We start from the raw sequence: 21,697 nt of genomic DNA, 5'->3' as shown, positions 1-21,697 counted from the left end.
AAAAAGCTAATACCATTTAGCTGTGGTGATATTATTCACTAATGTTATTTGTATCGATGATAATACTTTAAATACTGAGAATAAATTTTAACCAAATTATATTTTATGATAACTAAACAGTTTATTAACAGCAATAGGTGTCTCCTAAGCAATATGCTATGGACATTTCTTGTACTTATTTTTGGATTGGGGGGCTGTAAGGATGATATTAAAAATGTCACTGAGGCGTTGCCTTTTGATCCAGCTAAACCTGTGGTTGTATCTGATTTTAGTCCAAAAGCGGGAGGTATGGGGCAGCGCCTTGTTATCTATGGACAAAATTTTGGAAATGATCCCACAAAGATAAATGTGCTTATTGGAGGAAAGCAAGCAAAAGTCATTAGTGCCGTCGGAGAATCACTATACTGCTTGGTCCCAAGGCAAGCGTTTAATGGGGACATTGAAGTGCGGGTCGGAGATCCAAATAAACAAACTATTGGTAAATCTGCAAAACCTTTTGACTACCAGCGCAAAATGGTTGTATCTACCATTATAGGATACCGAAACTCACGGGGGGATGAACCGTGGAGGGACGGAAAATTTAAGGATGCAGACCAAAGTAAAATGGCAAGTGGATTCTGGGAGCCTTCTTTTATGAAATTTGATCCTGTGAATCCGAAGCATCTCTGGATGACATTCGATAATAACAATGGACTTTACTTGATCAATTTTGCAGATAGTACCGTAACAAAAAAACGTTCTGATTTTGACCGTCCCCGTAGTATTGATTTCACGGTTGATCATAAATATATGATTATCGCAGAAGACCGCGGCGGAGAAAATGATCGAGCAACTTATCGATTATCGCGTGATAGACAGTGGCAGGATAGGGAGGTGCTGACCACCTATAGGCAGTGTAATGGTGCCTCTGTTCATCCTATTAATGGGGAGATGTATTTTAATAGTTATGAGAAAGGACAATTTTTTCGTTTCGATCTGAATAAATATTTTAATGAAGGTCTTGATGTTAAAGGCTACGAACAATTATTTGTCGTGCATGATCCGCAATGGGAATATAAGATTTTGATTCATCCTACGGGAAACTACGCATACATTGTTGTCATTAACCAGCACTATATCCTTCGTGTCGATTATAATTGGGAAAAGAAACAGTTTAATCAACCGTATTTGGTTTGTGGTCAACTTAGAGGAGCTGGTTATGAGGATGCGGTAGGTTCTTCTGCAAGACTGCGAAATCCTTATCAGGGAGTCTTTGTTAAAAATCCGAAATACGTCGCTGATGGTAAGACAGATGAATACGATTTTTATTTCACAGATCAGCAGAATCATGCTATCCGTATCTTGAAACCCGATGGGAGTGTGACGACTTTTGCAGGAAGAGGCAGTTCCAGTATCAATGCTAATCCATATGGCTATGTAGATGGAGACCTGAGACAGGAAGCACGTTTTGACAGACCTTCTGGTATCGCTTACAGTGAAACAGAAGGTGCATTTTATATAGGAGATCAATCAAATCGCCGTATCCGTAAAATCGCACTTGAAGAAATGGATCAAAGTATTAACGAATAACCAGTGGTTTTAATGATGAAAAAATTCTTAATAATATGCATGTTGCTGTTCGGCTTCACCTGTAGTCTTTTGGCTCAAGAGATCGTCGAAGTAACTGGTGTCGTCACGGACGCCCAAAAACAACCTTTAGTAGGGGTTAGTATTTTTGTAACCGATTCACCTGGATTAGGTACGGTTACCGATAATAATGGTCGGTATAAAATCAAAGTAGAACGCTATAAAAGATTAACATTCTCTTATATCGGATATATTAAACAAGACCTGCTGATTAAAGATGTCTTTGTTATAAATATGGCATTGGAAAAATCAGAAACAAGTGTTCTGGATGAAGTTGTAATCACAGGAACTGGTGCCCAAAAGCAATTGACTTCTACAGGAGCTGTAAGCAGTGTAAATGTCAATGACTTGAAATCCAATCCAACTTCGAGCTTATCCAATGCATTAGCAGGAAATGTACCGGGTGTGATGGCCATGATGCAATCTGGACAACCGGGTAAAAATATTTCTGAATTCTGGATTCGCGGTATTTCAACTTTTGGTGGTGGCACAGGTGCACTCGTTTTGGTTGATAATATTGAACGTAATATCAACGATATCAATATTGAAGACATTGAATCCTTCTCCGTGCTCAAAGATGCTGCAGTTACTGCAATATATGGTTCTAGAGGTGCAAATGGAGTTATTCTCATTACGACTAAACGAGGTAAGGAGGGTAAAATTAATATCAATTTTAAAGATGAAACAATTTATAATACCCGAACGATTACTCCTCAATTTGAAGATGGAGTCACTTACGCTAATCTCTTAAACGAATCGCGGATCACGCGTAATCAGGCACCCATTTATCAACCTGAAGAATTAGAAATTTTGAGATTAGGACTGGATCCAGATTTATATCCAAATGTAGATTGGCAAGATCTGTTACTCAAAGATGGTGCGATGACCTATAGAGCCAATCTGAATATGAGTGGCGGTGGCCCCACAGCGCGCTATTTTGCTTCAGGGAGTTATGTTGAAGAAGGTGGGATGTATAAGATCGATGAAACATTGCGTAATGATTATAATACCAATGCAAATTACAAACGTTGGAATTATCGTTTGAATACTGATTTTAATATCACAAAAACTACGGTAGCTAAAATTGGTGTTGCAGGATCGTTAGATAAACGAAACAGCCCAGGAATGGGGGATGATGATTTCTGGGGGGTACTCTTTGGGTATTCGCCCATCCGTACACCTGTTATGTATTCGAATGGTTACGTACCTGCGATCGGTACAGGGAATCAGACTAATCCCTGGGTAGTAGCTACGCAGACGGGCTTTAATGAGAATTGGACCAATAGTATCCAGACAAATGTATCTATAGAACAAAATTTCGATTTCATTATTAAAGGACTTCGGGCTAGGGGAATCGTCGGTTTTGATACCAACAATAAAAGTAATATATCCCGTCGTAAATGGCCTGAGCAATGGCGTGCTGAACGTGCGCGCGATGAAAATGGAAATCTGATTTTTACGCATGTATCCAATCCCAGTGAAATGTTTCAAATGAGTGGAGCTGAGGGAGAAAGACGTGAATTTCTGGATTTAATGTTCAATTATGATCGAAGCTTTGGCGATCATAATATAGGTGGGGTAATCCGTTTTACGCGTGACGCCTTAGTAAAAACCGTAAACATTGGTGATGATATTAAGAATGGTATATCGAGAAGAAATCAAGCACTCGCAGGACGGGTAACCTATAATTGGAAAAATAGATACATTACCGATTTTAATTTTGGTTACACCGGTTCCGAAAATTTCGCTATTGGACAGCAGTATGGTTTTTTTCCAGCAGTTTCTGCAGCCTGGAACGTATCAGAGGAATCCTTTATCAAGGAAAACTTGGATTGGGTCAATATGTTTAAGATCCGGTATTCATGGGGTCGTGTAGGTAATGATCAATTAAAAGTAGGTAATAATCAGGAAAGGTTTCCTTATTTATATACGATCGAAGAAATCTGGCGAAGGAATAGTGACGGAAGTTTTGCTTTAGATGGTGCAGGTAACAGGATACCAGATGGGGGTTACCAATGGGCCGATTATGGTTTCAATAGGTACTATCAAGGAATGAAATATGCGCAAGTAGCGTCTCCATATGTGACCTGGGAGATGGCAACGAAACAAAATCTAGGATTCGATATTTCACTTTTTAAAGATAAGATTGTTGCTAATCTTGATTTCTTCAATGAGGAGCGTACAGGTATATATATGGAACGCAGATTTTTACCTGCGATCGTTGGACTTGAAAGTACGCCTCGTGCCAATGTAGGCGCGGTGCAGTCACGGGGTTTCGATGGTCGATTTGAATATAAGCAAACGTTAGGGGCTTTCAATATCACTGCAAGAAGTAATATTACCTATAGTAAGAATATCATTTTAGAAAAAGATGAAGAGAATAATGTGTACGGTTATCAGAATGAACGCGGTTTCCGTGTTGATCAGGCTAAAGGATTAGTTGCTTTAGGTCTCTTCAAAGATTATGATGACATCCGCAACAGTCCGAATCAAACTTTCGGAAATTATCAACCTGGAGACTTGAAATATAAAGATATTAATGGTGATGGAGTGATTGATGATGGTGACCGTGTACCTATTGGTGCTACCAGAAGACCAAATTTGATTTATGGTATCGGTGCTTCGATCAGTTGGAAAGCGATTGATCTAAATGTCCATTTTCAAGGAGCGGGAAAGTCTACTTTCTCCACCTATGGAAAAACTGTGCACGCATTCAGTGAGGGCGAGTGGGGGCAAGTTATGAAAGGCGTAATGGGCGATAACCGTTGGGTTTCTGCGGATATTTCAGGAGATCCAGCGACTGAAAACCCAAATGCTTCCTATCCACGTTTAAGTTATGGCTACAACGCTAACAATTTTAGAGAATCTACCTACTGGCTTAGAAATGGTCAATATCTTCGTCTTAAAACGCTGGATATCGGTTACTCTATTCCTAAGTCATTAGCTAATCGAATCAAGACTAATAACATTCGAATTTTTCTTGTTGGAAGTAACTTGTTGACCTGGTCAAAATTTAAGCTTTGGGATCCTGAACTCGCGAGCCCTAGGGGTGAAGACTATCCGCTTCCGAAATCATTTACGTTAGGCATTAATGTTAATCTATAAATTGAATAAAAATGCAAAAGAAGATATATTTCATGCTATTATTTGTGCTGTGCACAACTTTTATTTCCTCCTGTAAAAAGAATTATCTGGAATCTGATCAATATTTTAAGGATCGGATCACGATTGAAAAAGTCTTTAAGAGTAAAGTATATACAGAGGAGTGGTTAGCACATGTTTTCCAAGAGTTTAAAGGAGAGAATGTTGACGTTGCCAGCAAGGGGCTCACGCCCCATAATTTTGCAGATGATATGTATTATGGTGATCGGGATCGTGATTTTGATCCTTCAAAGACCGAACTATCCTATAATATGTTCAAAATGGGGATTTATACTGAAAATGATAAGCAAGATAGCTGGACGCAGTGTTATCGGGGCATTCGCAATGCCACTACTTTTATTCATCATGTGTATATGAATACAGAAATGACTGCTGCTGAGATCGAAGATTATCGCGGGCAAGCTCGTTTTGGTAGAGCTTACCTCTATTGGTTACTCTTGCGGAAATACGGTCCGATTCCATTGTTACCTGATGAAGGAATTGATTATACACAAAGTTATGATGACATTGCTACAGCACGCAGCACCTATGAGGAGTGTGCTAAATTTATTGCTGATGAGCTATTATTGGCGGCTAAAGAAATGGAAAAGCTAGGTATGAATCGTGGTCAGGATGGTTCTGCTCGCCCTAGTTGCGGTGCCGCATTGGCCACACGTGCTAAAGTATTGCTGTATGCGGCAAGTCCATTAGCCAACGGAAATACGTCAAGCTTTTCAGCGAGATTGGTCGATGATGTCGGTAAGCGGTTGCTTTCAGTAGATTATCAAGATGAGAAATGGGCTCTGGCTGCAGCCGCTGCGCGAGATGTGATTGAATTAGGCGTATATCGGCTGTATTGGGTTCCAATCCAAGAAACTGGTGATGATGCAACTGTAGTTCCGCCAAATGATAATAATTTTTCAGGAAAGAACTGGCCGGAAGGTTGGGCAAATATTGATCCTGCCAAATCCTATGCGCAAGTGTTTGACGGTACTTTGCAAGCCTCAGGAAATCCGGAACTTATTTTCACTAGAGGTAATAATCAAGATGGTGAAAGCGTAGCAGATATGGTTATCCATCAGTTGCCTCGTTCTGCAACCGGATGGAATACGCATGGTCTTACACAGAAGCTCGTCGATGCATATTATATGAATGACGGAAAAGATATTCCAGGTAAAGATAGTGAGATCGGACGTGGAAATGGAACAAACCGGTTAAGTGGTTATGTATCAGCTGATGATTATAGCAAAGGTAAATATAGGCCATTGAGAGAAGGTGTTTCTTTGCAATATGCCAATCGAGAGCCTCGGTTTTATGCTTCTGTTGCTTATAATGGTAGCTTCTGGACTTTACTGAATGAGACCTTGGAACGCAATCGCAATCAGCAAGTGTTTTATTACCGCGATGATACAAAGGGTAATGGCTTCAACTCATCCAATGCATACTGGCTTCGTACGGGTTTTGGAGTGAAAAAATTTGTTCATCCAAGTGACACTTACGAGGGGGGGAGTGCGTCACGCGTTATTTCAAAAGCTGAACCTGCCATTCGTTATGCTGATATTTTATTGGTCTATGCCGAGGCATTAAATGAATTAAGTGGTTCCTATAATATTCCTTCGTGGCGCGGTACAACTTATGCGATCAGTCGCGATATTAAAGAGATACAGCGTGGTACTCATCCGGTTCGTATTCGTGCTGGTGTACCAGACTATCCTGCTCAGGTGTATACTAGCAAAGTGGAATTAAGAAAAACTTTGAAACGAGAACGTTTTATAGAATTGATGGGAGAGGGACAGCGTTACTATGATTTACGTCGTTGGATGGATGCGCCTGTTGAGGAGGCTTTACCAGTTTATGGGTGTAATATTTTGATGAATGTTAAGGAGCGAGATCTCTTTCATAGACCAGTAGCCATATGGACACTTAAAACGACCTTTGCGGATAAAATGTGGTTTTGGCCGATCAGTCATAGTGAGCTTAAACGTAATAAGAGATTGACTCAAAATCCAGGATGGACTTACAATGATTAAAGATATGTGATGCTTATGCATATGAGCTAAGCGGTATAACATAGTGATGGAATATTGTAAAATTAGTTGATGCATGCTTTTAGATCGTAAATAATATAGTACTTAAAATAAATGCCTTTAAAAAAAAGAGTGTTACTAAACTCTTGTATGCCCTTTATAATTTACACTTATAAAAATAAATTGTCCAATGAAAAAAAGATATATACAACTCTTGTTACTCTCTTTGCTGTTCTTATTTAGCGGCTGCAATGATGAATGGAAAGATGAACAATTTGAAAATTTTGTGTCATTTAAAGCACCTTTGACAATTGAGGGTGTTTCTAATATCTATGTGCGGTATAAAGGAGATCAGAAAACGACTTTCATGCTACCTATGATCGTTAGCGGATCGACTATCAATGATAAAAATATGACTGTTCAAGTTCGTGTGGATCCCGATACATTGAAGGTGTTGAATTATGAACGTTTTCAAAACAGGGAAGATTTTTATTACCGGGAGCTTATGAGTCAATACTTTTCAATGACTCCAGCAGTTCATATAAAAGCTGGTGAAAGCACTGCTTTAATGCCAATAGATTTCACGCTTAAAAATATTGACATGGTCGATAAGTGGGTTCTCCCATTAACGATCTTGGACGATGCGTCCAATGGATACAAAGCTAATCCTCGAAAACATTATCGTAAAGCTCTATTGCGTATCTATCCTTTTAACAATTACTCGGGAACCTATAGCGGTACAGCTTTGAAAACAAATATGGAGGGATATGAAAACGAAACTCCTATTGTTAAAAGTGAAATTCGGAGTTATGTCGTTGATGAAAATACGATTTTCTTTTATGCAGGAAACATAGATGAAGAACGACAAGATCGTGGTAAATATAAAATTTATGCAACTTTTAATGAAACTGGTGGGGTCAGCTTTCGTGCTGATAATGCCAACATGAATTTCAAAGTGAATAAAGATGCCAGTTATACTATTTCAGAGCAGATGGATGCGGTAAGGCCTTATCTACTGCACCGCTACATTGCTATCAATAATATTGACTATCAATTTACCGACTATACGATGGTTCCAAATGTTGCTATTAAATATAAGGTTACGGGGTCATTGATTTTACAACGGCGATTGAACACCGAGATTCCTGACGAAGATCAGTCAATCGAATGGTAAAGAAGGAACGATCGGATGTGTCGCAGAAAAACTAGTTTGGTGATTTAGTTTGTAGGAAAATGCGGAGCGTAAAAACTTCGCATTTTTTTTATTTTAAGGGGCTAACATCATGGAAGATATTAGCCCGTTAATTTTAAAGGTTGCGTTTTTATCATATTGTGAGAAACAGTAACCATGTCTGGCTTTTTTATTAAATCAAAAAAACATGGAATATATAAGTCTGTTTTTTTTATTTGGTTGTTCAATTATTCATGATTTTGAATCGGTTCATTTGTTTGCGCTAAACGTTGGGAACCATTATTTGCAGGACATGAGATATCGTCTGTCGCATCATAGATTAATTTTTTACCTGGTTTTATTAATTCTTCAGGTACATGAATTTGAATACGGGTTATGCTATATCCACTAGGGAAATAACGAATATAGTAACCATCAGGATGTAATGTCCAAATTCCACTTGGTGTATCTGTTCTTGGCATAGCCATACCCGCCAAAATTGCATATTGTTCAAATTCTTCATAGGAGTAATTACCTGAAGAAACTAGGCTTCTAATATTATTTTCAGCTTCAAAGACTGCGCGCAGCGATGCAGGCAATTGTTCTTTGGCAGCAGCCATTGCATCAAAAGGTAAAATTCCAAGTGCGCCCCCTTCTAGTTGCAAAATTTGTTTAGGTGTTAGCAATGTCAATGCTGTTTCTTTTACGGAGCCAGCGTAATCGATAAATTTTGTTTTAGCTATTATTGTCCATAAGAGCATCTGAATATCGCTTTGTTTTACTTCGGGATGTTGTTCAGCACTTTTAAGTATGGCTGTAACAACTTCTTTTTTCTTACCTAAGGTGGGTGCATACATATAACCATCTCCCGATGATGGCGCATGAGTACCCGCTTTTAAGCAGTAGCTTTTGTTTGTCATCTCGAAATGACCAGCCTGTAAAATATAACCATCTTTGGCGTTTCTGGGAAGTTCCTGTAATGGCTTATAATTTGCATCTTGTTGAAAACTTGGCATCTGCTCACCTTTTCTATCTACATCTGCAAAATTCGTGGATATCGCTTCGGGTTCTTTGAGTAGTTTGTCCAAACCTAGCGCTTGTGTGCCCTTACTTGTTGCTACTTTTCCTACTTTATTGAGAAAGCCTCCAAGTTGTGCGGTCGCAAGCTCAGTTGTGAGTATAAAACTTAACAAAAGTGATAGTTTTAATACCATTTTTTGAATTTTCATAGTTTTTCTATTTATGGTTAGTTTTTGTCTATTTCAAAAGCTTTGTTCATCATCTAGTTTTATCGTGCTCGTTGACTTGTTTCTAGATAAGTAAAGATAGGTATCCTTTATTATTATGGAAATATAAGAATTGAATTTTAAGGTTGTATGAATTTAAAAATAATAATTTGTCATGGATGCTAATTATTCTGATTCCTTGATCTCTCCGCCTACCAAAATATTAATAAGTCCATAGAAGTCCTATGCTTATTTGATATAGATCCAGTATAACCAGTCTTTTCCAGTTCCTCTATTGTATTTTTAATCAAGTTGAACTTAAGTTTAGGATATTTATTGTGTATGTATTACTTCAATTGATAAGTCTGGCTAAATACTTTTGAAGAGAAATAATACGGAAATCTAGAAGTAGGAAAATTAGCTCCGAAAGGCTCCTATTTTTTCAGTATTTTCTTTTGAATGGAGAACAGTATGATGGTAGGGGTCTTAGAATATTGACTTGTCTTCTTTGTCTAAGTATGTATTGGTAAGTTGTTTTTTTGTTAAAAAACAAAAGGTTTTCAAACGGGGAGAATGAAAACCTTTATAACCAATTATAAACCTAAATTATGATGACACAAATATAGTGTTATTTGTACACTAAGACAAATTTTTTTTAATATTTTTTTCGAATTGTATCCTATTTTGATTTAACCTTAATTTTTACGGGTTATTCGTTTCTTTTTTATTTCTTTGCAGTAGCGTTTTCTTTGTTTGATTTTGGGATAAGGTATTGCTTGCTATTTTGAAAACAGATTGAATATTATGCTTAGCATAAAGCATCTTATACGTTATTGATGGAGAAAAATGCGCACTATTACTTTTTACTCTGTTTTATTATAGTACCATTTGAATTATATTCAATGAAGGTAAAGTGGGGTTATCATATCAGTAATAGTTGAGAATATAATAAGTGAAAAATATTGGAGGTTATAATGTATTTATCATCACCGTATGTTTTTTTTAAAAGATTAGATGATGAAAACATTAAAAGATTTAATAAATAAGGATGGATTTGGTTGGGCACTTGTACAAAAGTGGATGGAAAATTCAAAGAATACCTTTGAAACTTTGCCAAGAGTTTGTAAGCGAGCTGATGAGGAGTTGTTACGCTTGCAGATTTCAACTAAATCGCCGATGGGGGCTATTGTTTTTGAAACAGGGGGTATTCTAATTGAAAATGGATGGTTACGTATCTTAGGTTCGGGTTCCACAAAGCTGAATAGAGGTATGATGGAGTGGAATAAAGGTAAGACCTATGTCAATGAAGGAGAGAAAGGGGGCTTCTTACTGATTGCTGATGATGTTTTGGGTGGATATTTTGCAATTAATGCTGGGGAGCTGGGGGAAGAGATAGGTAAAATATATTACTTTGCTCCAAATACTTTGCGTTGGGAAAGTTTGGAATGCGGTTACGCAGACTTCATTAATTGGTCATTAAATGGAGACCTTGGTTTATTTTATCAAGACTATCAATGGGATGGTTGGAAAGCAGATGTTGCAACGGTTGAAGGAAATCAAGTGTATTCTTTTGATCCCAATCTGAGTGTACCTGAAAAGAATAATAATAAAGGAAGGAGCAGAAGACTGATTTTGATTGATGAACATGTCAAATTAGCATTGGAGTCTATATAATCTTAACGTATTGTGATTGGTCTTTTTCGGCATAATTGCTCTTGTGAAGATTCGATCTTTCATATTTAGTCGCTGGATATTTTGTTATTACACAGTAGGTAGTGAAAAAATTATCCAGCGATTTTAGTATAGAATGAAATGTTTGTTTAAAGGAATTGAAACGTGAATTTTAACGTTATAAGTTTGGTTTTCTGTTAAAAAACAAAAGGTTTTCAAACGGGGAGAATGAAAACCTTTATAACCAATTATAAACCTAAATTATGATGACACAAATATAAGTGTTATTTTTACACTAAGCAAAATTATTTTAAATTTATTTATTCAAATTGCACAAATATGGCTTTTGATTAGGTAAGCGTAGATGTTCAACAGTTGTATTAAGTGATCATTATTTATTATTAGGTGTATGAATAATAAGATTAAAAAACGATTTCCAGTTAAAACAGTACAGCCTGTCCTGGATCAAAACTATTGGAATACGAAGTGGCAGAACAATCAAACCGGTTGGGATATCGGTTATGCTTCTCCGGCTATTACTGCGTATATGGCGCAATACCCTAATAAAAATGCGACAATTTTAATAGCGGGCTGTGGAAATGCCTACGAAGCGGTCTACTTATTAGAGAATAATTTCACTGACATTACTTTAATTGATTTTGCTGAAGAAGCAGTTAAAGGATTGATTGAAAAATTTGCGGGATATCCTGCTATAAAGATTCTTTGTACAGATTTTTTTGAACACGAGAGGCAATATGATCTGTTGTTGGAACAAACTTTTTTTTGTGCGATTGCACCGGAAAGACGTGCAGATTACGTGCAAAAAGTATTATCCTTGCTGAAACCACAGGGTCGGATTGTTGGTTTACTTTTTGATAAAGCATTTGAAGCACCTGGGCCTCCTTTTGGAGGTGATGTTGTTACTTATGAAAAGCTTTTCAGACCTTTTTTTTCCATCGACAAAATGGAAAAGTGTTACAATAGTATTTCACCAAGAGCAGGAAAAGAGATTTTTATTAATTTTTCAAAACCTTAATCCAATTATGGAATTCTATGATAGCAGGCGCATAAGAGCTTAAACGGGTTTTCTTCCATATAGTAGCAGTCGTTTAAAGGCATATATGGCTGGAAATTTGGGAAATTTTTGTTCGATACGACTTTTATAAACCGTAATAAACTCTTCTTTTTGATCCTCCTGTAGTTTGTCCAGATAAGGAATTAAAGCAGAGCCAGAAATAAAGTTTAGTAATTCTTGTGAACTTTGTGCAATTATGGGATATACTTTTTGAATAATTTGCAAATTTATCAATCCTGCGTCATACATAATTGCCGCATATTGATCTATTGATAACATTGGTGATTCTCTTTTCCATCCACTGAGATAGTCATTAAATGGCTGTTCTTGCACTAATGTTAATAAAATTTGATTTAAGATATTATCCGATTGCATCGGCATTTGAATTGCAATTTGGCCATTGGGATTTAATAGCGACAAAAGATCGGGAAATAGGGTTTGATGGTTATCAGACCACTGTAATGCCGCATTGCTAAATATCAGGTCCCATTTTTGTTTTGTATCGAGGACATCCTCAGTAGTAGCTATTTTAAACGCTAATCTGTCATTTTTAAATTGTGAAGACTCGGATAACATCGCTTCTGAAGAATCAACACCTAGAAATTGCGCATTTTTTAACTTGTTGGACAGGATAAAAGTTTGTTCACCTGTACCACAGCCAATATCGATACAATTTTGTTGTGGTTCTTCAGTAATAAAATTGATTAAATCGTAAAATGGTTGATTGCGTATATCTTTAAATTGATTGTAAATTTGGGGATTCCACTTCATATTTTTCTATGTTATGATTGTCAATACATCTTTGTAATCTAATTTAACTAAATTTTGATTGATAAACACTAATTATATGTTCAGCTTTTGTTTTTCTTTTTTTTTCGCTATCAATTACAATTTTTTCTATGCTGAAAACTAAGTGTAAACAATTTATATTTTTTTGATAATAAAATTTTATTTTCAAATTGCTTGATTTTAAGTTTGTTATTTTCTTTCTTTATATCGAAAGTGACATATTGTCAACTTTAAATAAGTTATTCAGACATTTTGTCTATGTATTTTTTGTTTTAATGTTTTGGTATGGGAATTGAAATACTAATGTAAATTGATTAATAAAAAATAAAGTATAAACATAAAAGGAGGACAAAAAATGGCATTAATTAAATTTCCAACAAAAAGCTTGAATACTGATTCTGTAAATCCATTTGTAAGTACAGTGTTTGATAATTTGTTTAACGATTCTTTTATTTCGGATCGTCTGATCTCCCGCGTTCCTGCGGTGAACATTTCGGAGACAGAAAAGGCTTTTCGTATTGAGCTGGCTGCTCCAGGTTTAACGAAGTCTGATTTTAAGATCAATGTAGATAAAAAAATAATAACTATATCTGCTGAGAAAAAAGAAGATTCAGTAAGTGAAGAGAAATTATTTAGTAAGAGAGAGTTTAATTACACTTCTTTTTCAAGATCTTTTGCATTGCCTGAAACGGTAGATCACAGCAATATTGACGCGGTCTACGAAGATGGTGTTTTAGTAGTGACAGTGGGCAAGAGAGAAGATGCTATTGTAGCAAAAAGATTAATAGAAGTTAAGTAATATGTGTTTATTGAAAAAAGCTTCAAGGAGTAAATTCCTTGAAGCTTTTTTTATTCTGAAATTTCTGTATAATCATCCGCTTTAGGAATTTTATCCATAAAATGATTCCATTCTTGAGGAATTAATGTTAATTTTCTTTTTTCTAAATCTAGCCAAGCACCATCGACATTAATGGTAGCACTTTTTGTTCCATCTGCTTTAAAAACGATATGCCTAAAAGAAAATCGGCTATTGGAAATATTGAATTTGGTTAATTCTACTTCAACATAAATTTCTTCATCGAGATGAATTTCTCTATGATATAGTAGCTCTTCTCTAAATAGGATGGGGCCTATGTGATGTTTAGCAAATTGCTCTAGAGATAATCCAATTTTATTTAACATATTGCTTCTTGCTTGTGCACAGAAGTCTGCATATGCGGAGTGACGTAAATGCCGATTTGGATCAATCTGCGCCCATAATACCTGACCTTTAAAAAATATTTTATCCATACGATGATATTTTTTGTTTTCAACCTAAAATAGTGAATAAAATGCAAAAGATTCTTTTTTTTAAATATTGACTGTAACATTTTCAAAAATGCGGTACTAATCCTGTATATTAAACTTAATTACATTAAGAGGCTACACGATTAATGATAAAGCCAGACGAACAGCATTTTTTAAAACAGATAGAGCAGAATAAAGGTGCTATCATTAAGGTGTCTCGAATGTATATGGACAACTTAGAGGATCAGCAGGATTTATTTCAGGAAATTGTTATGCAGTTATGGCGGTCTTATGGCTCCTTTAGGAAGGAGAGTTTATTTTCTACCTGGCTGTATCGTGTGGCAATTAACACTGCCCTCATGTATTTCAAAAAGGAGAAACGCCGGCCTGATCAGCATGAGCTTACTGTTGATATTGATGTCGTAGATGAATTTGATTCGGAAAGAAAAGAGGAGCAGTTACGTTATTTCTATCAAGCAGTTCAACATCTGAATCCTGTAGAGAAAGCATTAATCTTTCTGTTTTTGGAAGGACAAAGTCATCGCGATATTTCTATTAATCTCGGTATCTCTGAAGTAAATGCACGTGTTAAATTGAACAGAACCAAAGAAAAATTGCAACAGATTATTAAAACACAAGGTTATGAATTTTGATGAATTAAAAGAACAATGGAATAATCAAGCGGAAAATAATTTTGAGATTGATCCAAATCTTAATCATTATAAATCCGTTGGTAGCATTCTTGTGAAACTGAGGAGAAATATCAAAATGGAATTTTTCTCATGGTTGTGTGCAATTACATTTTTGATGTTATTGCCCAACATTGATACCTATATGATCACAGGATATACAAAAGTTGCCTATTACTTTTTATTACTTCAAATGTGCATATCCAGTCTATTTTACTATAAAAAGTTTTTTTATTTTTATAAAACCACAAAGCAATTTGAACTATTAAGTTCTCGTGAAAATCTGTTAAAATTGTATTACGATTTAAAATTTTCGATTGAAACTTATAAAATGTCTTCTTATTTATTAGTTCCTCAGGGAATTCTTATTTGTTTCATATTTTTCTCTTTAGGTCATTCTGCGGAGTGGGCAGATAAGATTTATCATTTTGGTGCTACTTGGGAAAATGATTCCTCGTTTATCATATTTTTTATTCTTGGGGTTTTTGCAGGTTTGATTTGTTTGGTTGTTTGTATTGAGTCTATGAGTTATTACTACTATGGCAAATATTTGAAAATGATCAAAAAAAATATCGATGCCCTAGAGGAAGAGTAATTGTAATAAAACTGTTTTATTTTGAGTTATCAATCTTTAAAAGAGTTTCTCAATTCGATTTGTGGGCAAGGTTTTTGTATCTTGATGATCTAATCGGATAAAAGGTTATGATGCAGCATTCAGCTAAAAAAATACAGCGTAGTTCTCATATCATTAGCGTACTTGCTAAATATGGATTTCGCGATATCTTAAACAGGCTCCCCTGGAATACCGGTAAAACTTCTTTAGAAATAGGTGTTGATGTAGCGAATATTTCCGTTTATAGACGTATTCGTATGGCCTTAGAAGAGCTGGGGCCAGCATTCGTTAAGCTTGGGCAGTCTGCCTCTACACGCGAAGGTTTATTGCCCCAAGAGCTTATTGAAGAATTGAAGTTTTTGGAAGATCGTGTTGATCCATTTAGCATTGATATCAAAAGTTATATTGAAGAGGAACTGGATATTATTTTTGATGATCATTTCGCTTCTATTGATCCAGAACCTTTTGCCGCCGCTTCTATTTCCCAGGTTTATAAGGCGAAACTCATGGATGGAAAAGATGTTGTTGTTAAAGTTCGTAGGCCTCAAGTCGATGAGATTCTGAAAACGGATTTATCTTTAATGCGAGATATTGCCCGGATTTTGGTAGGCTATAGTGAACCTTTGCACAATCTTAATTTACCATTAATTGTTGACTCTTTTGCAACCACCTTGGTTCAGGAAATTTCGCTGTTAAATGAACGTCATAACATAGAGCGTTTCGCCAAAAACTTTAAGGGCAACAGCAAAATCAGTGTTCCTAAGGTTTATCCGAAAATAAGTTCTGATCGTATCCTGACAATGGAATTTATGGACGGTGTTAAAGTGACGGATAAGGAGAAGTTGCAGTCTATGGGACTTGATTTAGAGGAGATTGTAGATAATGGCATCAATCTTTATTTAGAACAGGTGATCGTACATGGTTTCTTTCATGGCGATCCTCATCCTGGTAATTTACTTGTGCTTCCAAATGGTAAACTAGCTTTTATTGATTTTGGAAATATGGGTAAATTGTTAGGTATAGACCGACAAAATTTAGAAGAGTTTATCCAGGCGGCAGTTTCTTCCAATGCGATGCATCTAGCTGATACGATTGAAGATGTGGCGGTTGTGAGTAATATTCCCGATCGTGCTAGATTTGAACGTTCTTTGTATGAGATTTTTGATCTGATTGATAACGTCTCATTGGGAGATATCAGTTTGGAGTCATTATTTGATAAATTATGGACGATCATTGGGGATAACCGTCTTTATTTTCCTGAATATATCTATCAGCTTATTCGAGGCATATCATTAATGGAGGGAATTGGTAGGCAACTCAATCCAAACTTGAATATTATGAAGAGTATAAGACCGTTTGCAAACCGTATTATGCGGGAGCGAATGGATCCAAAATATTTATTTGAAAAAGGGAAGAATAAGGCTTTTTCTTTTGCTCGTGATATTGAAAAACTTCCTGATGATCTTAGAGGCTTATTTAGGCAAATAAAGCTTGGAAATTTCACGCTTAATCACCACTTGATCAGTGCTAAGTCATTTACCCAGATCTTAAGAAAAGGCGTTAACCGTATTGTAATCGGAATTATGGTTTTGTCCTTGAATATGCTTGCAGGTATGGTTATTATCGCGCATGTTGAGCCTAAATTTTTAGGAATTCCAGTTTGGGCATGGGTATTTTTAGGAACTTCTTTTTCTTTATCGATTTATCTATTTATAGCTATGATACGTGCTAAAAATCGAGATTAGTCAATAGAGGTTAGACATTATATAAAATAATATGATACAAATAAATTTAGAAAATAAGAAAGCATTGGTTGGTGCCAGTTCTGGTGGTATAGGTTGCGCAATAGCACAACAGTTAGCCTTACATGGTGCATCTGTCACTTTAATGGCTCGAAATGAAGAGAAGCTGAAAATTGCACTTGCTACATTAGATCGGAGTAGAGGACAGCAGCACCGTTATCTTGTCGTAGATTTTAATGATTTTGAAGAATACCAACGTGTAATATCCCAGTATTTTACTCATCATGTTGTTGATATATTGATTAATAATACCAATGGTCCGAAGGCCGGCACAATTGCAGATCAATCATTAGCAGACTATCAACGGGCATTTGACTTATTATTTAAGACTCACTGTTATACGACAGATCTGGCATTACCTCATATGAAAAGTGCGGGTTATGGGCGTATCATTAATGTTTCTTCGTTAACTGTAAAAGAGCCAATGTCAAATTTGGTATTATCGAACACAGTGCGTACGGCATTAATGAGCTGGAGCAAATCATTAGCGAAAGATGTTGCCGTTCATCATATAACAGTTAACAGTATATTGACAGGTCTATTTGATACTGCGCGCATTCAATCATTGACACAGATGGATGCGGAGCGTCTAGATATACCGTATGAAGAGGCTTTGTCTTTGCGATTGAAGCAAGTTCCCATGAATAGATTGGGCAGACCCGAGGAGTACGGTTATCTTGTCGCCTTCATCTGTTCTGAGTATGCGAGCTACCTCACCGGATCCAATATTCCACTTGATGGTGGCATGATGAATGGATTTTAAAATAAAAGCCCTTAAGTATTTACTTAAGGGCTTTTATCTGTTTATTTTCTTAATTCAGTACGATTTCTGTATTTACTGTGATGGCCACATCTGCTGCGACAGCTTCAACCCCTGACGGTAATTTATCATTATATTTCATTCCGAAATCAAAGCGATTAATAGTAGTTTTCGCAGTGAAACCAGCCCGTGTCTTTCCCCAAGGATCAGTAATGATTCCTCCGTTCTGAGTAACGTCAAAAGTAACTTTCTTTGTCACATCTCTGATTGTTAGATCGGCGATTAATACATATTTTCCTTTTTTACCCTGTTTAAAAGAAACAGATTTTAATTTCATTGTTGGGTATTTCTCTGCATTGAAAAAGTCATCTGATTTTAAATGGCCGTCACGAGCATCTATTCGTGTGTCAATACTGTTGACATCAATCGTGAAATCTAATTTTGCATTATCAAAACTCTCTTTGTTCGGAGCATCAATGGATCCGGATACTTTCGTGAATTCACCATCGACAAAGCTTATCCCTAAGTGATTTACATCAAATCTTGCGTTTGTATGTGCAGGATCTGCACTCCATTTTACTTGTGCTAAGGCGCCATTGATCATTAAGACTGTGGCTGCTACAATTTTCAATAAATTATTCATAATCTTTCTTTTTATCTTTTTTAACAGTAATCTTGTTTAAAATGTTTGTCGATAAACAAATAAATTGTTGTATTAACTTGTACAAAGATGACGAATAATGCTGTTTTAAAAATTGACCTACATCAATAAAATGTACTATTTTTTTGGTTTTAGGATCTGCCTTTTTAATCGGCTTAAAAACTCTTGTGTAACTCCGATATAAGATGCGAGCTGCAAATTAGATATTCTGGGGTATATTTTTGGATAACGTTTAATAAAATCCAGATAGCGCTCCTGCGCCGTAAATCCCAGAGCCGCAATGATGCGATGTTGTGATGCTACTTGAGCTCTTTGGGACATAATTCTGAATAGCCGTTCTACTTGAGTACAATTAGTGAAGAGTTTTTCTTTCTGTTCTCTCGAGATTATTAGTATTTCAGAATCTTCTAAAGCTTGAATATATAATTGAGCGGGTTCTTGATCATTGAAGCTGGCAATATCTGATATCCACCATTCTTCTATAGCGAAGTATAAAATATGTTCTTCTCCATTTGGAGTCAAATAGAAAATTTTAAAACAGCCTTTCTTTACAAATCCTTCAAAATTGCATATTTCCCCTGCCCGCAGAATGAAGCTCTTTTTTTTTACATGTGTTTGGGTGTAACTAGACGTGATCTGTTCAAGTTGTTCTTCTGTAACGGCTATTCTTTTTTTTATGTAATCCTTGAAAATGTCCATGAGATAATTAATTCTGAAATGATATTAACTAGAGACTTTAATAAAAGAAATTTCTTCTAAAGTATCAGAAATCCCAAATACTTTGTATCCATGTTGATGTAAAGAGTTTAATAACTCTTTTGTTTTTTCAATTCCATTATCAAAAAATCTTTCGTGTATTTCTAATAAAATCTGGCGGATCTCGATGGATGAATTTAGAATACTTTCTATGACGCAATATTCTGAGCCTTCAATATCCATTTTTAGCACATCGATGTAGCTATGGTTGTTTTCAGATACAATATCTATAAGTGATTTCATTTGTACTTCTACCATATTATTCTCATCAACATTTTGATGGTTAATGATGGAGCCGGAGACATGCTCTTTGTTTTTTGGTAAATTGAAATGGGTTATTCTGGTTTCCTTGTCCAATCCGAACGGATGAAAATGAAATTTGGGAGATAGATCTGATCGTTGTGCTATCCATTCAATTGATTTCGGTGTTGGGTCATAGCCATGGACATGGCAATTGTGCTTTTGAATAATGGCATCATCAAAAGAAGTGTCTTGTCCTATTCCAAAAGAGTATACAATCGCATCGGGATGCAGCAGATCTGGATTGACAAAAAATCCACCATAAGAATTTCCGTACCAAACATGTGGACATTTATGTTCGATCTTGAATGATGATATTTTTCCAGAAAGTATTTTATATTGCTTCTTCAACGTGTTGATTAGGCTTGGACTCATATAATTTGTATGTTTGATGGTGGTCGTAAGTTACGATAAAAATTAATTTTAATGATATTCTAATTAATTTAAGGGTGTTAGAAAACCGATTTTTGTTAATTTTTCTGACGCTGCCAATCCATTGGGATTGCAACCTAGTTTTCCTTCAGGAACTTCCAGTCCTTGTTTGTTATAAAAATCTTTCCAAAAGTTGTCTATTTCACCCGTAGCAGGATTGATGAAGGTCATGGGCTCTAAGGTAAAAATTTGAGATTTTCTGAAAGCTCTTTCGATAAAATCGGAACAATAGTAAGTGTTTTCATTTAAAATATAGCTCCAATTGTACGGTTTTCCCAGCATATTTTTTGCAGTTTTTATCGCTAGGGGTATAGCTTTCTGATATTCTTTTTTTAGTCTGTAAACGACTAAATTGTTTTGATTATTTTTTTGAGAATCATAAAAATCTTTTAAGTTTTGACGTATGGATCCATTTTTAGAACTTGCGTGTAAAACAAAAATAGAATCATGCTCAACTTCTAAGAGTCCAATGTGATCAAAAGAATTTTTTTTGTCACGTTGTGTCACACGGTTTATAGCTCCGGATAGATTTTCTTGTTCCGCCTCTACAAAGATAAGATCACCATTTTTAAGGTTTTTAGTTTCAACTTTTTGAGCAAAACAAAGTTGGGATAAAAGTATAACTAGGATGCTGAATAATATTCTTTGTGCTTTCATGGCATAAATTTACATGCAATTTGATGTAAATAGAATCATTAGCTAAAAATAATTATGTAATGATAGAATGTTTGTATCTTTGCAAGATGGGAAAAATGTATAATGATGTGGTGGAATTATTGCCCGAATTGATTCATTGCTTCAATAATCATTTGATGTTTGATAGCTTAGAGGAGGAAGATATAATTTCATTTCTTCCAATCGAAGATGAAGAAGTTGCGAAAGAATTTGTAGCTCATACAAATAAGGTATTATCCGACCACTTTGAAGTTGAGGATGGTGAATTATGTTATCCTGAAGACAGTTATTTGGATAAAATTGACAATCCTATTTTCTTTTGGAAGGATTATTTAGGATGCTTTTTTAATTTTGAATTGGTTGAGGATTTGTTGGATAGAGAAGATATAAGAGGAACAAGTTTTGGAACTTACCGAATTACCCATATTGCCTTTATTAACGAAGTAAATAAACGGATCAAAAAAAGAAGATTAAATGGAATAAACCTTGAGTATCGTGTTATTCCAACTCCTTTGGACAGCAATAAACATTGGAATCGTACATACGATAAAGAATTTTAATCAAATCATTATCTATCGTTTTAAACGTTCGTTAAGTACTGTTTTTTTAATGTTTTGTATTTAGTTTTTTGTAAATTGCCCTATTATTTTCTAAGCTATCAGAATAGCTAGCAGTATTCTTCTTGTTTAAATTCCGTTGAAATGAAATATATTTTATTCGTACTTCCAGTCATGGTTTTCATGAGTTGTTCCAATGCGCAACAAGATAAGCCATTAGAGCAGTTAGATAAAAAGTCTGCTCGTGAAGTGGTTTTAGTGACCGAAGTGAAAGGTGATTCAGTCCTGCATATTACTAAACAGCATATCTGGTTTAATGGAGAGCAAATTGCTTCTCAAAGTGATACGATCATTACAGCAAAGAAAGTGAATACCTGGAGTGTTGGGGATTCTGCTCAAACACTTAGTGAAGTTCCTATTTACGTAACCGTGCAGTAAT

The 21,697-nt window shown here is 35.7% G+C and carries 20 protein-coding genes; 13 read left to right on the top strand and 7 right to left on the bottom strand.

What is annotated here, in order from left to right; all coding sequences use genetic code 11:
* Positions 1-153 precede the first annotated feature (153 nt).
* From JAZ75_RS01410 to JAZ75_RS01395, 4 genes are all read left to right on the top strand, one after another.
* The gene (locus tag JAZ75_RS01410; protein ID WP_168127522.1) at positions 154-1,569 is read left to right on the top strand and encodes an IPT/TIG domain-containing protein; all 1,416 of its coding nucleotides are present in this window, start codon (positions 154-156) and stop codon (positions 1,567-1,569) included.
* A 12-nt stretch (positions 1,570-1,581) separates the two neighbouring features.
* Complete coding sequence (locus JAZ75_RS01405; protein ID WP_232789327.1) at positions 1,582-4,731, top strand: SusC/RagA family TonB-linked outer membrane protein; 3,150 nt, start codon at positions 1,582-1,584, stop codon at positions 4,729-4,731.
* 11 nt (positions 4,732-4,742) lie between these two features.
* Positions 4,743-6,797 (top strand): RagB/SusD family nutrient uptake outer membrane protein, encoded by a 2,055-nt coding sequence (locus JAZ75_RS01400; RefSeq protein WP_208699846.1) that lies wholly within the window; start codon positions 4,743-4,745, stop codon positions 6,795-6,797.
* A gap of 187 nt (positions 6,798-6,984) precedes the next feature.
* Positions 6,985-7,968 carry a DUF4973 domain-containing protein gene (locus JAZ75_RS01395; RefSeq protein WP_021191062.1) on the top strand — a complete coding sequence of 328 codons (984 nt, stop codon included), beginning with the start codon at positions 6,985-6,987 and terminating at the stop codon, positions 7,966-7,968.
* A 245-nt stretch (positions 7,969-8,213) separates the two neighbouring features.
* On the opposite strand, the gene JAZ75_RS01390 is transcribed toward JAZ75_RS01395, so the two are convergent.
* Entirely contained in the window at positions 8,214-9,194 is a 981-nt protein-coding gene (locus JAZ75_RS01390; protein WP_208699844.1) for a hypothetical protein, read from the bottom strand.
* Between the two features lie 1,011 nt (positions 9,195-10,205).
* Here JAZ75_RS01390 and JAZ75_RS01385 point away from each other — a divergent pair.
* Positions 10,206-10,865, top strand: coding sequence for a DUF2625 family protein (locus JAZ75_RS01385; RefSeq protein WP_208699842.1), 660 nt, complete (start codon positions 10,206-10,208; stop codon positions 10,863-10,865).
* A gap of 406 nt (positions 10,866-11,271) precedes the next feature.
* Entirely contained in the window at positions 11,272-11,898 is a 627-nt protein-coding gene (locus tag JAZ75_RS01380) for a methyltransferase (RefSeq protein WP_208699840.1), read from the top strand.
* A gap of 39 nt (positions 11,899-11,937) precedes the next feature.
* On the opposite strand, the gene JAZ75_RS01375 is transcribed toward JAZ75_RS01380, so the two are convergent.
* A complete protein-coding gene (locus tag JAZ75_RS01375; protein ID WP_021191226.1) occupies positions 11,938-12,708 on the bottom strand; it encodes a methyltransferase domain-containing protein in 771 nt (256 codons plus the stop codon).
* A gap of 373 nt (positions 12,709-13,081) precedes the next feature.
* Between JAZ75_RS01375 and JAZ75_RS01370 the strand changes: the two genes are divergently transcribed.
* On the top strand, positions 13,082-13,525 hold the full coding sequence (locus JAZ75_RS01370; RefSeq protein ID WP_208699838.1) for an Hsp20/alpha crystallin family protein: 444 nt from the start codon (positions 13,082-13,084) through the stop codon (positions 13,523-13,525).
* Positions 13,526-13,575: 50 nt separating this feature from the next.
* Here JAZ75_RS01370 and JAZ75_RS01365 read toward each other — a convergent pair whose 3' ends face one another.
* Complete coding sequence (locus JAZ75_RS01365) at positions 13,576-14,016, bottom strand: acyl-CoA thioesterase (protein WP_021191224.1); 441 nt, start codon at positions 14,014-14,016, stop codon at positions 13,576-13,578.
* Between the two features lie 143 nt (positions 14,017-14,159).
* Between JAZ75_RS01365 and JAZ75_RS01360 the strand changes: the two genes are divergently transcribed.
* The 4 genes from JAZ75_RS01360 (at position 14,160) to JAZ75_RS01345 (ending at position 17,880) form a co-directional block, all read left to right on the top strand.
* Positions 14,160-14,666 (top strand): RNA polymerase sigma factor, encoded by a 507-nt coding sequence (locus JAZ75_RS01360; protein WP_208699836.1) that lies wholly within the window; start codon positions 14,160-14,162, stop codon positions 14,664-14,666.
* Positions 14,656-15,297 (top strand): hypothetical protein, encoded by a 642-nt coding sequence (locus tag JAZ75_RS01355; protein ID WP_132770132.1) that lies wholly within the window; start codon positions 14,656-14,658, stop codon positions 15,295-15,297. The genes JAZ75_RS01360 and JAZ75_RS01355 overlap by 11 nt, the downstream gene beginning before the upstream one ends.
* 107 nt (positions 15,298-15,404) lie before the next feature.
* A complete protein-coding gene (locus JAZ75_RS01350) occupies positions 15,405-17,060 on the top strand; it encodes an ABC1 kinase family protein (protein WP_208699834.1) in 1,656 nt (551 codons plus the stop codon).
* 31 nt (positions 17,061-17,091) lie between these two features.
* Entirely contained in the window at positions 17,092-17,880 is a 789-nt protein-coding gene (locus JAZ75_RS01345; protein WP_021191220.1) for an SDR family oxidoreductase, read from the top strand.
* Positions 17,881-17,929: 49 nt separating this feature from the next.
* Here the strand turns inward: JAZ75_RS01345 and JAZ75_RS01340 are convergent, their stop codons facing one another.
* The 4 genes from JAZ75_RS01340 to JAZ75_RS01325 form a co-directional block, all read right to left on the bottom strand.
* Positions 17,930-18,520 (bottom strand): YceI family protein, encoded by a 591-nt coding sequence (locus JAZ75_RS01340; protein WP_132770128.1) that lies wholly within the window; start codon positions 18,518-18,520, stop codon positions 17,930-17,932.
* A gap of 135 nt (positions 18,521-18,655) precedes the next feature.
* Positions 18,656-19,237, bottom strand: a complete 582-nt coding sequence (locus JAZ75_RS01335) for a Crp/Fnr family transcriptional regulator (protein WP_132770126.1) — start codon at positions 19,235-19,237, stop codon at positions 18,656-18,658.
* 24 nt (positions 19,238-19,261) lie between these two features.
* The gene (locus JAZ75_RS01330) at positions 19,262-19,969 is read right to left on the bottom strand and encodes an FkbM family methyltransferase (RefSeq protein ID WP_132770124.1); all 708 of its coding nucleotides are present in this window, start codon (positions 19,967-19,969) and stop codon (positions 19,262-19,264) included.
* Between the two features lie 63 nt (positions 19,970-20,032).
* Positions 20,033-20,683 (bottom strand): YiiX/YebB-like N1pC/P60 family cysteine hydrolase, encoded by a 651-nt coding sequence (locus JAZ75_RS01325; RefSeq protein WP_208699832.1) that lies wholly within the window; start codon positions 20,681-20,683, stop codon positions 20,033-20,035.
* Positions 20,684-20,769: 86 nt separating this feature from the next.
* Here JAZ75_RS01325 and JAZ75_RS01320 point away from each other — a divergent pair, with 86 nt between their 5' ends.
* Both JAZ75_RS01320 and JAZ75_RS01315 read left to right on the top strand, forming a co-directional pair.
* The gene (locus JAZ75_RS01320; protein ID WP_208699830.1) at positions 20,770-21,261 is read left to right on the top strand and encodes a hypothetical protein; all 492 of its coding nucleotides are present in this window, start codon (positions 20,770-20,772) and stop codon (positions 21,259-21,261) included.
* 141 nt (positions 21,262-21,402) lie between these two features.
* Positions 21,403-21,696: a hypothetical protein gene (locus JAZ75_RS01315; protein ID WP_021191215.1), complete on the top strand. Its 294-nt coding sequence runs from the start codon at positions 21,403-21,405 to the stop codon at positions 21,694-21,696.
* Position 21,697: the final 1 nt, after the last annotated feature.

This window comes from Sphingobacterium sp. UDSM-2020, assembly GCF_016132525.1.
GTDB classification, from domain to species: Bacteria; Bacteroidota; Bacteroidia; order Sphingobacteriales; family Sphingobacteriaceae; genus Sphingobacterium; species Sphingobacterium anhuiense.
This window is presented reverse-complemented; position numbering and strand designations above follow the sequence as displayed.

Excerpts from the sequence above, each read along its gene's own strand:
- JAZ75_RS01405 (WP_232789327.1), top strand. The coding sequence starts at position 1,582 with ATGATGAAAAAATTCTTAATAATATGCATGTTGCTGTTCGGCTTCACC.
- JAZ75_RS01365 (WP_021191224.1), bottom strand. The coding sequence starts at position 14,016 with ATGGATAAAATATTTTTTAAAGGTCAGGTATTATGGGCGCAGATTGAT.
- JAZ75_RS01400 (WP_208699846.1), top strand. The coding sequence starts at position 4,743 with ATGCAAAAGAAGATATATTTCATGCTATTATTTGTGCTGTGCACAACT.
- JAZ75_RS01315 (WP_021191215.1), top strand. The coding sequence starts at position 21,403 with ATGAAATATATTTTATTCGTACTTCCAGTCATGGTTTTCATGAGTTGT.
- JAZ75_RS01330 (WP_132770124.1), bottom strand. The coding sequence starts at position 19,969 with ATGAGTCCAAGCCTAATCAACACGTTGAAGAAGCAATATAAAATACTT.
- JAZ75_RS01370 (WP_208699838.1), top strand. The coding sequence starts at position 13,082 with ATGGCATTAATTAAATTTCCAACAAAAAGCTTGAATACTGATTCTGTA.
- JAZ75_RS01335 (WP_132770126.1), bottom strand. The coding sequence starts at position 19,237 with ATGGACATTTTCAAGGATTACATAAAAAAAAGAATAGCCGTTACAGAA.
- JAZ75_RS01360 (WP_208699836.1), top strand. The coding sequence starts at position 14,160 with ATGATAAAGCCAGACGAACAGCATTTTTTAAAACAGATAGAGCAGAAT.
- JAZ75_RS01320 (WP_208699830.1), top strand. The coding sequence starts at position 20,770 with ATGGGAAAAATGTATAATGATGTGGTGGAATTATTGCCCGAATTGATT.
- JAZ75_RS01325 (WP_208699832.1), bottom strand. The coding sequence starts at position 20,683 with ATGAAAGCACAAAGAATATTATTCAGCATCCTAGTTATACTTTTATCC.
- JAZ75_RS01410 (WP_168127522.1), top strand. The coding sequence starts at position 154 with ATGCTATGGACATTTCTTGTACTTATTTTTGGATTGGGGGGCTGTAAG.
- JAZ75_RS01380 (WP_208699840.1), top strand. The coding sequence starts at position 11,272 with ATGAATAATAAGATTAAAAAACGATTTCCAGTTAAAACAGTACAGCCT.
- JAZ75_RS01345 (WP_021191220.1), top strand. The coding sequence starts at position 17,092 with ATGATACAAATAAATTTAGAAAATAAGAAAGCATTGGTTGGTGCCAGT.
- JAZ75_RS01390 (WP_208699844.1), bottom strand. The coding sequence starts at position 9,194 with ATGAAAATTCAAAAAATGGTATTAAAACTATCACTTTTGTTAAGTTTT.
- JAZ75_RS01375 (WP_021191226.1), bottom strand. The coding sequence starts at position 12,708 with ATGAAGTGGAATCCCCAAATTTACAATCAATTTAAAGATATACGCAAT.
- JAZ75_RS01350 (WP_208699834.1), top strand. The coding sequence starts at position 15,405 with ATGATGCAGCATTCAGCTAAAAAAATACAGCGTAGTTCTCATATCATT.
- JAZ75_RS01395 (WP_021191062.1), top strand. The coding sequence starts at position 6,985 with ATGAAAAAAAGATATATACAACTCTTGTTACTCTCTTTGCTGTTCTTA.
- JAZ75_RS01355 (WP_132770132.1), top strand. The coding sequence starts at position 14,656 with ATGAATTTTGATGAATTAAAAGAACAATGGAATAATCAAGCGGAAAAT.
- JAZ75_RS01340 (WP_132770128.1), bottom strand. The coding sequence starts at position 18,520 with ATGAATAATTTATTGAAAATTGTAGCAGCCACAGTCTTAATGATCAAT.
- JAZ75_RS01385 (WP_208699842.1), top strand. The coding sequence starts at position 10,206 with ATGATGAAAACATTAAAAGATTTAATAAATAAGGATGGATTTGGTTGG.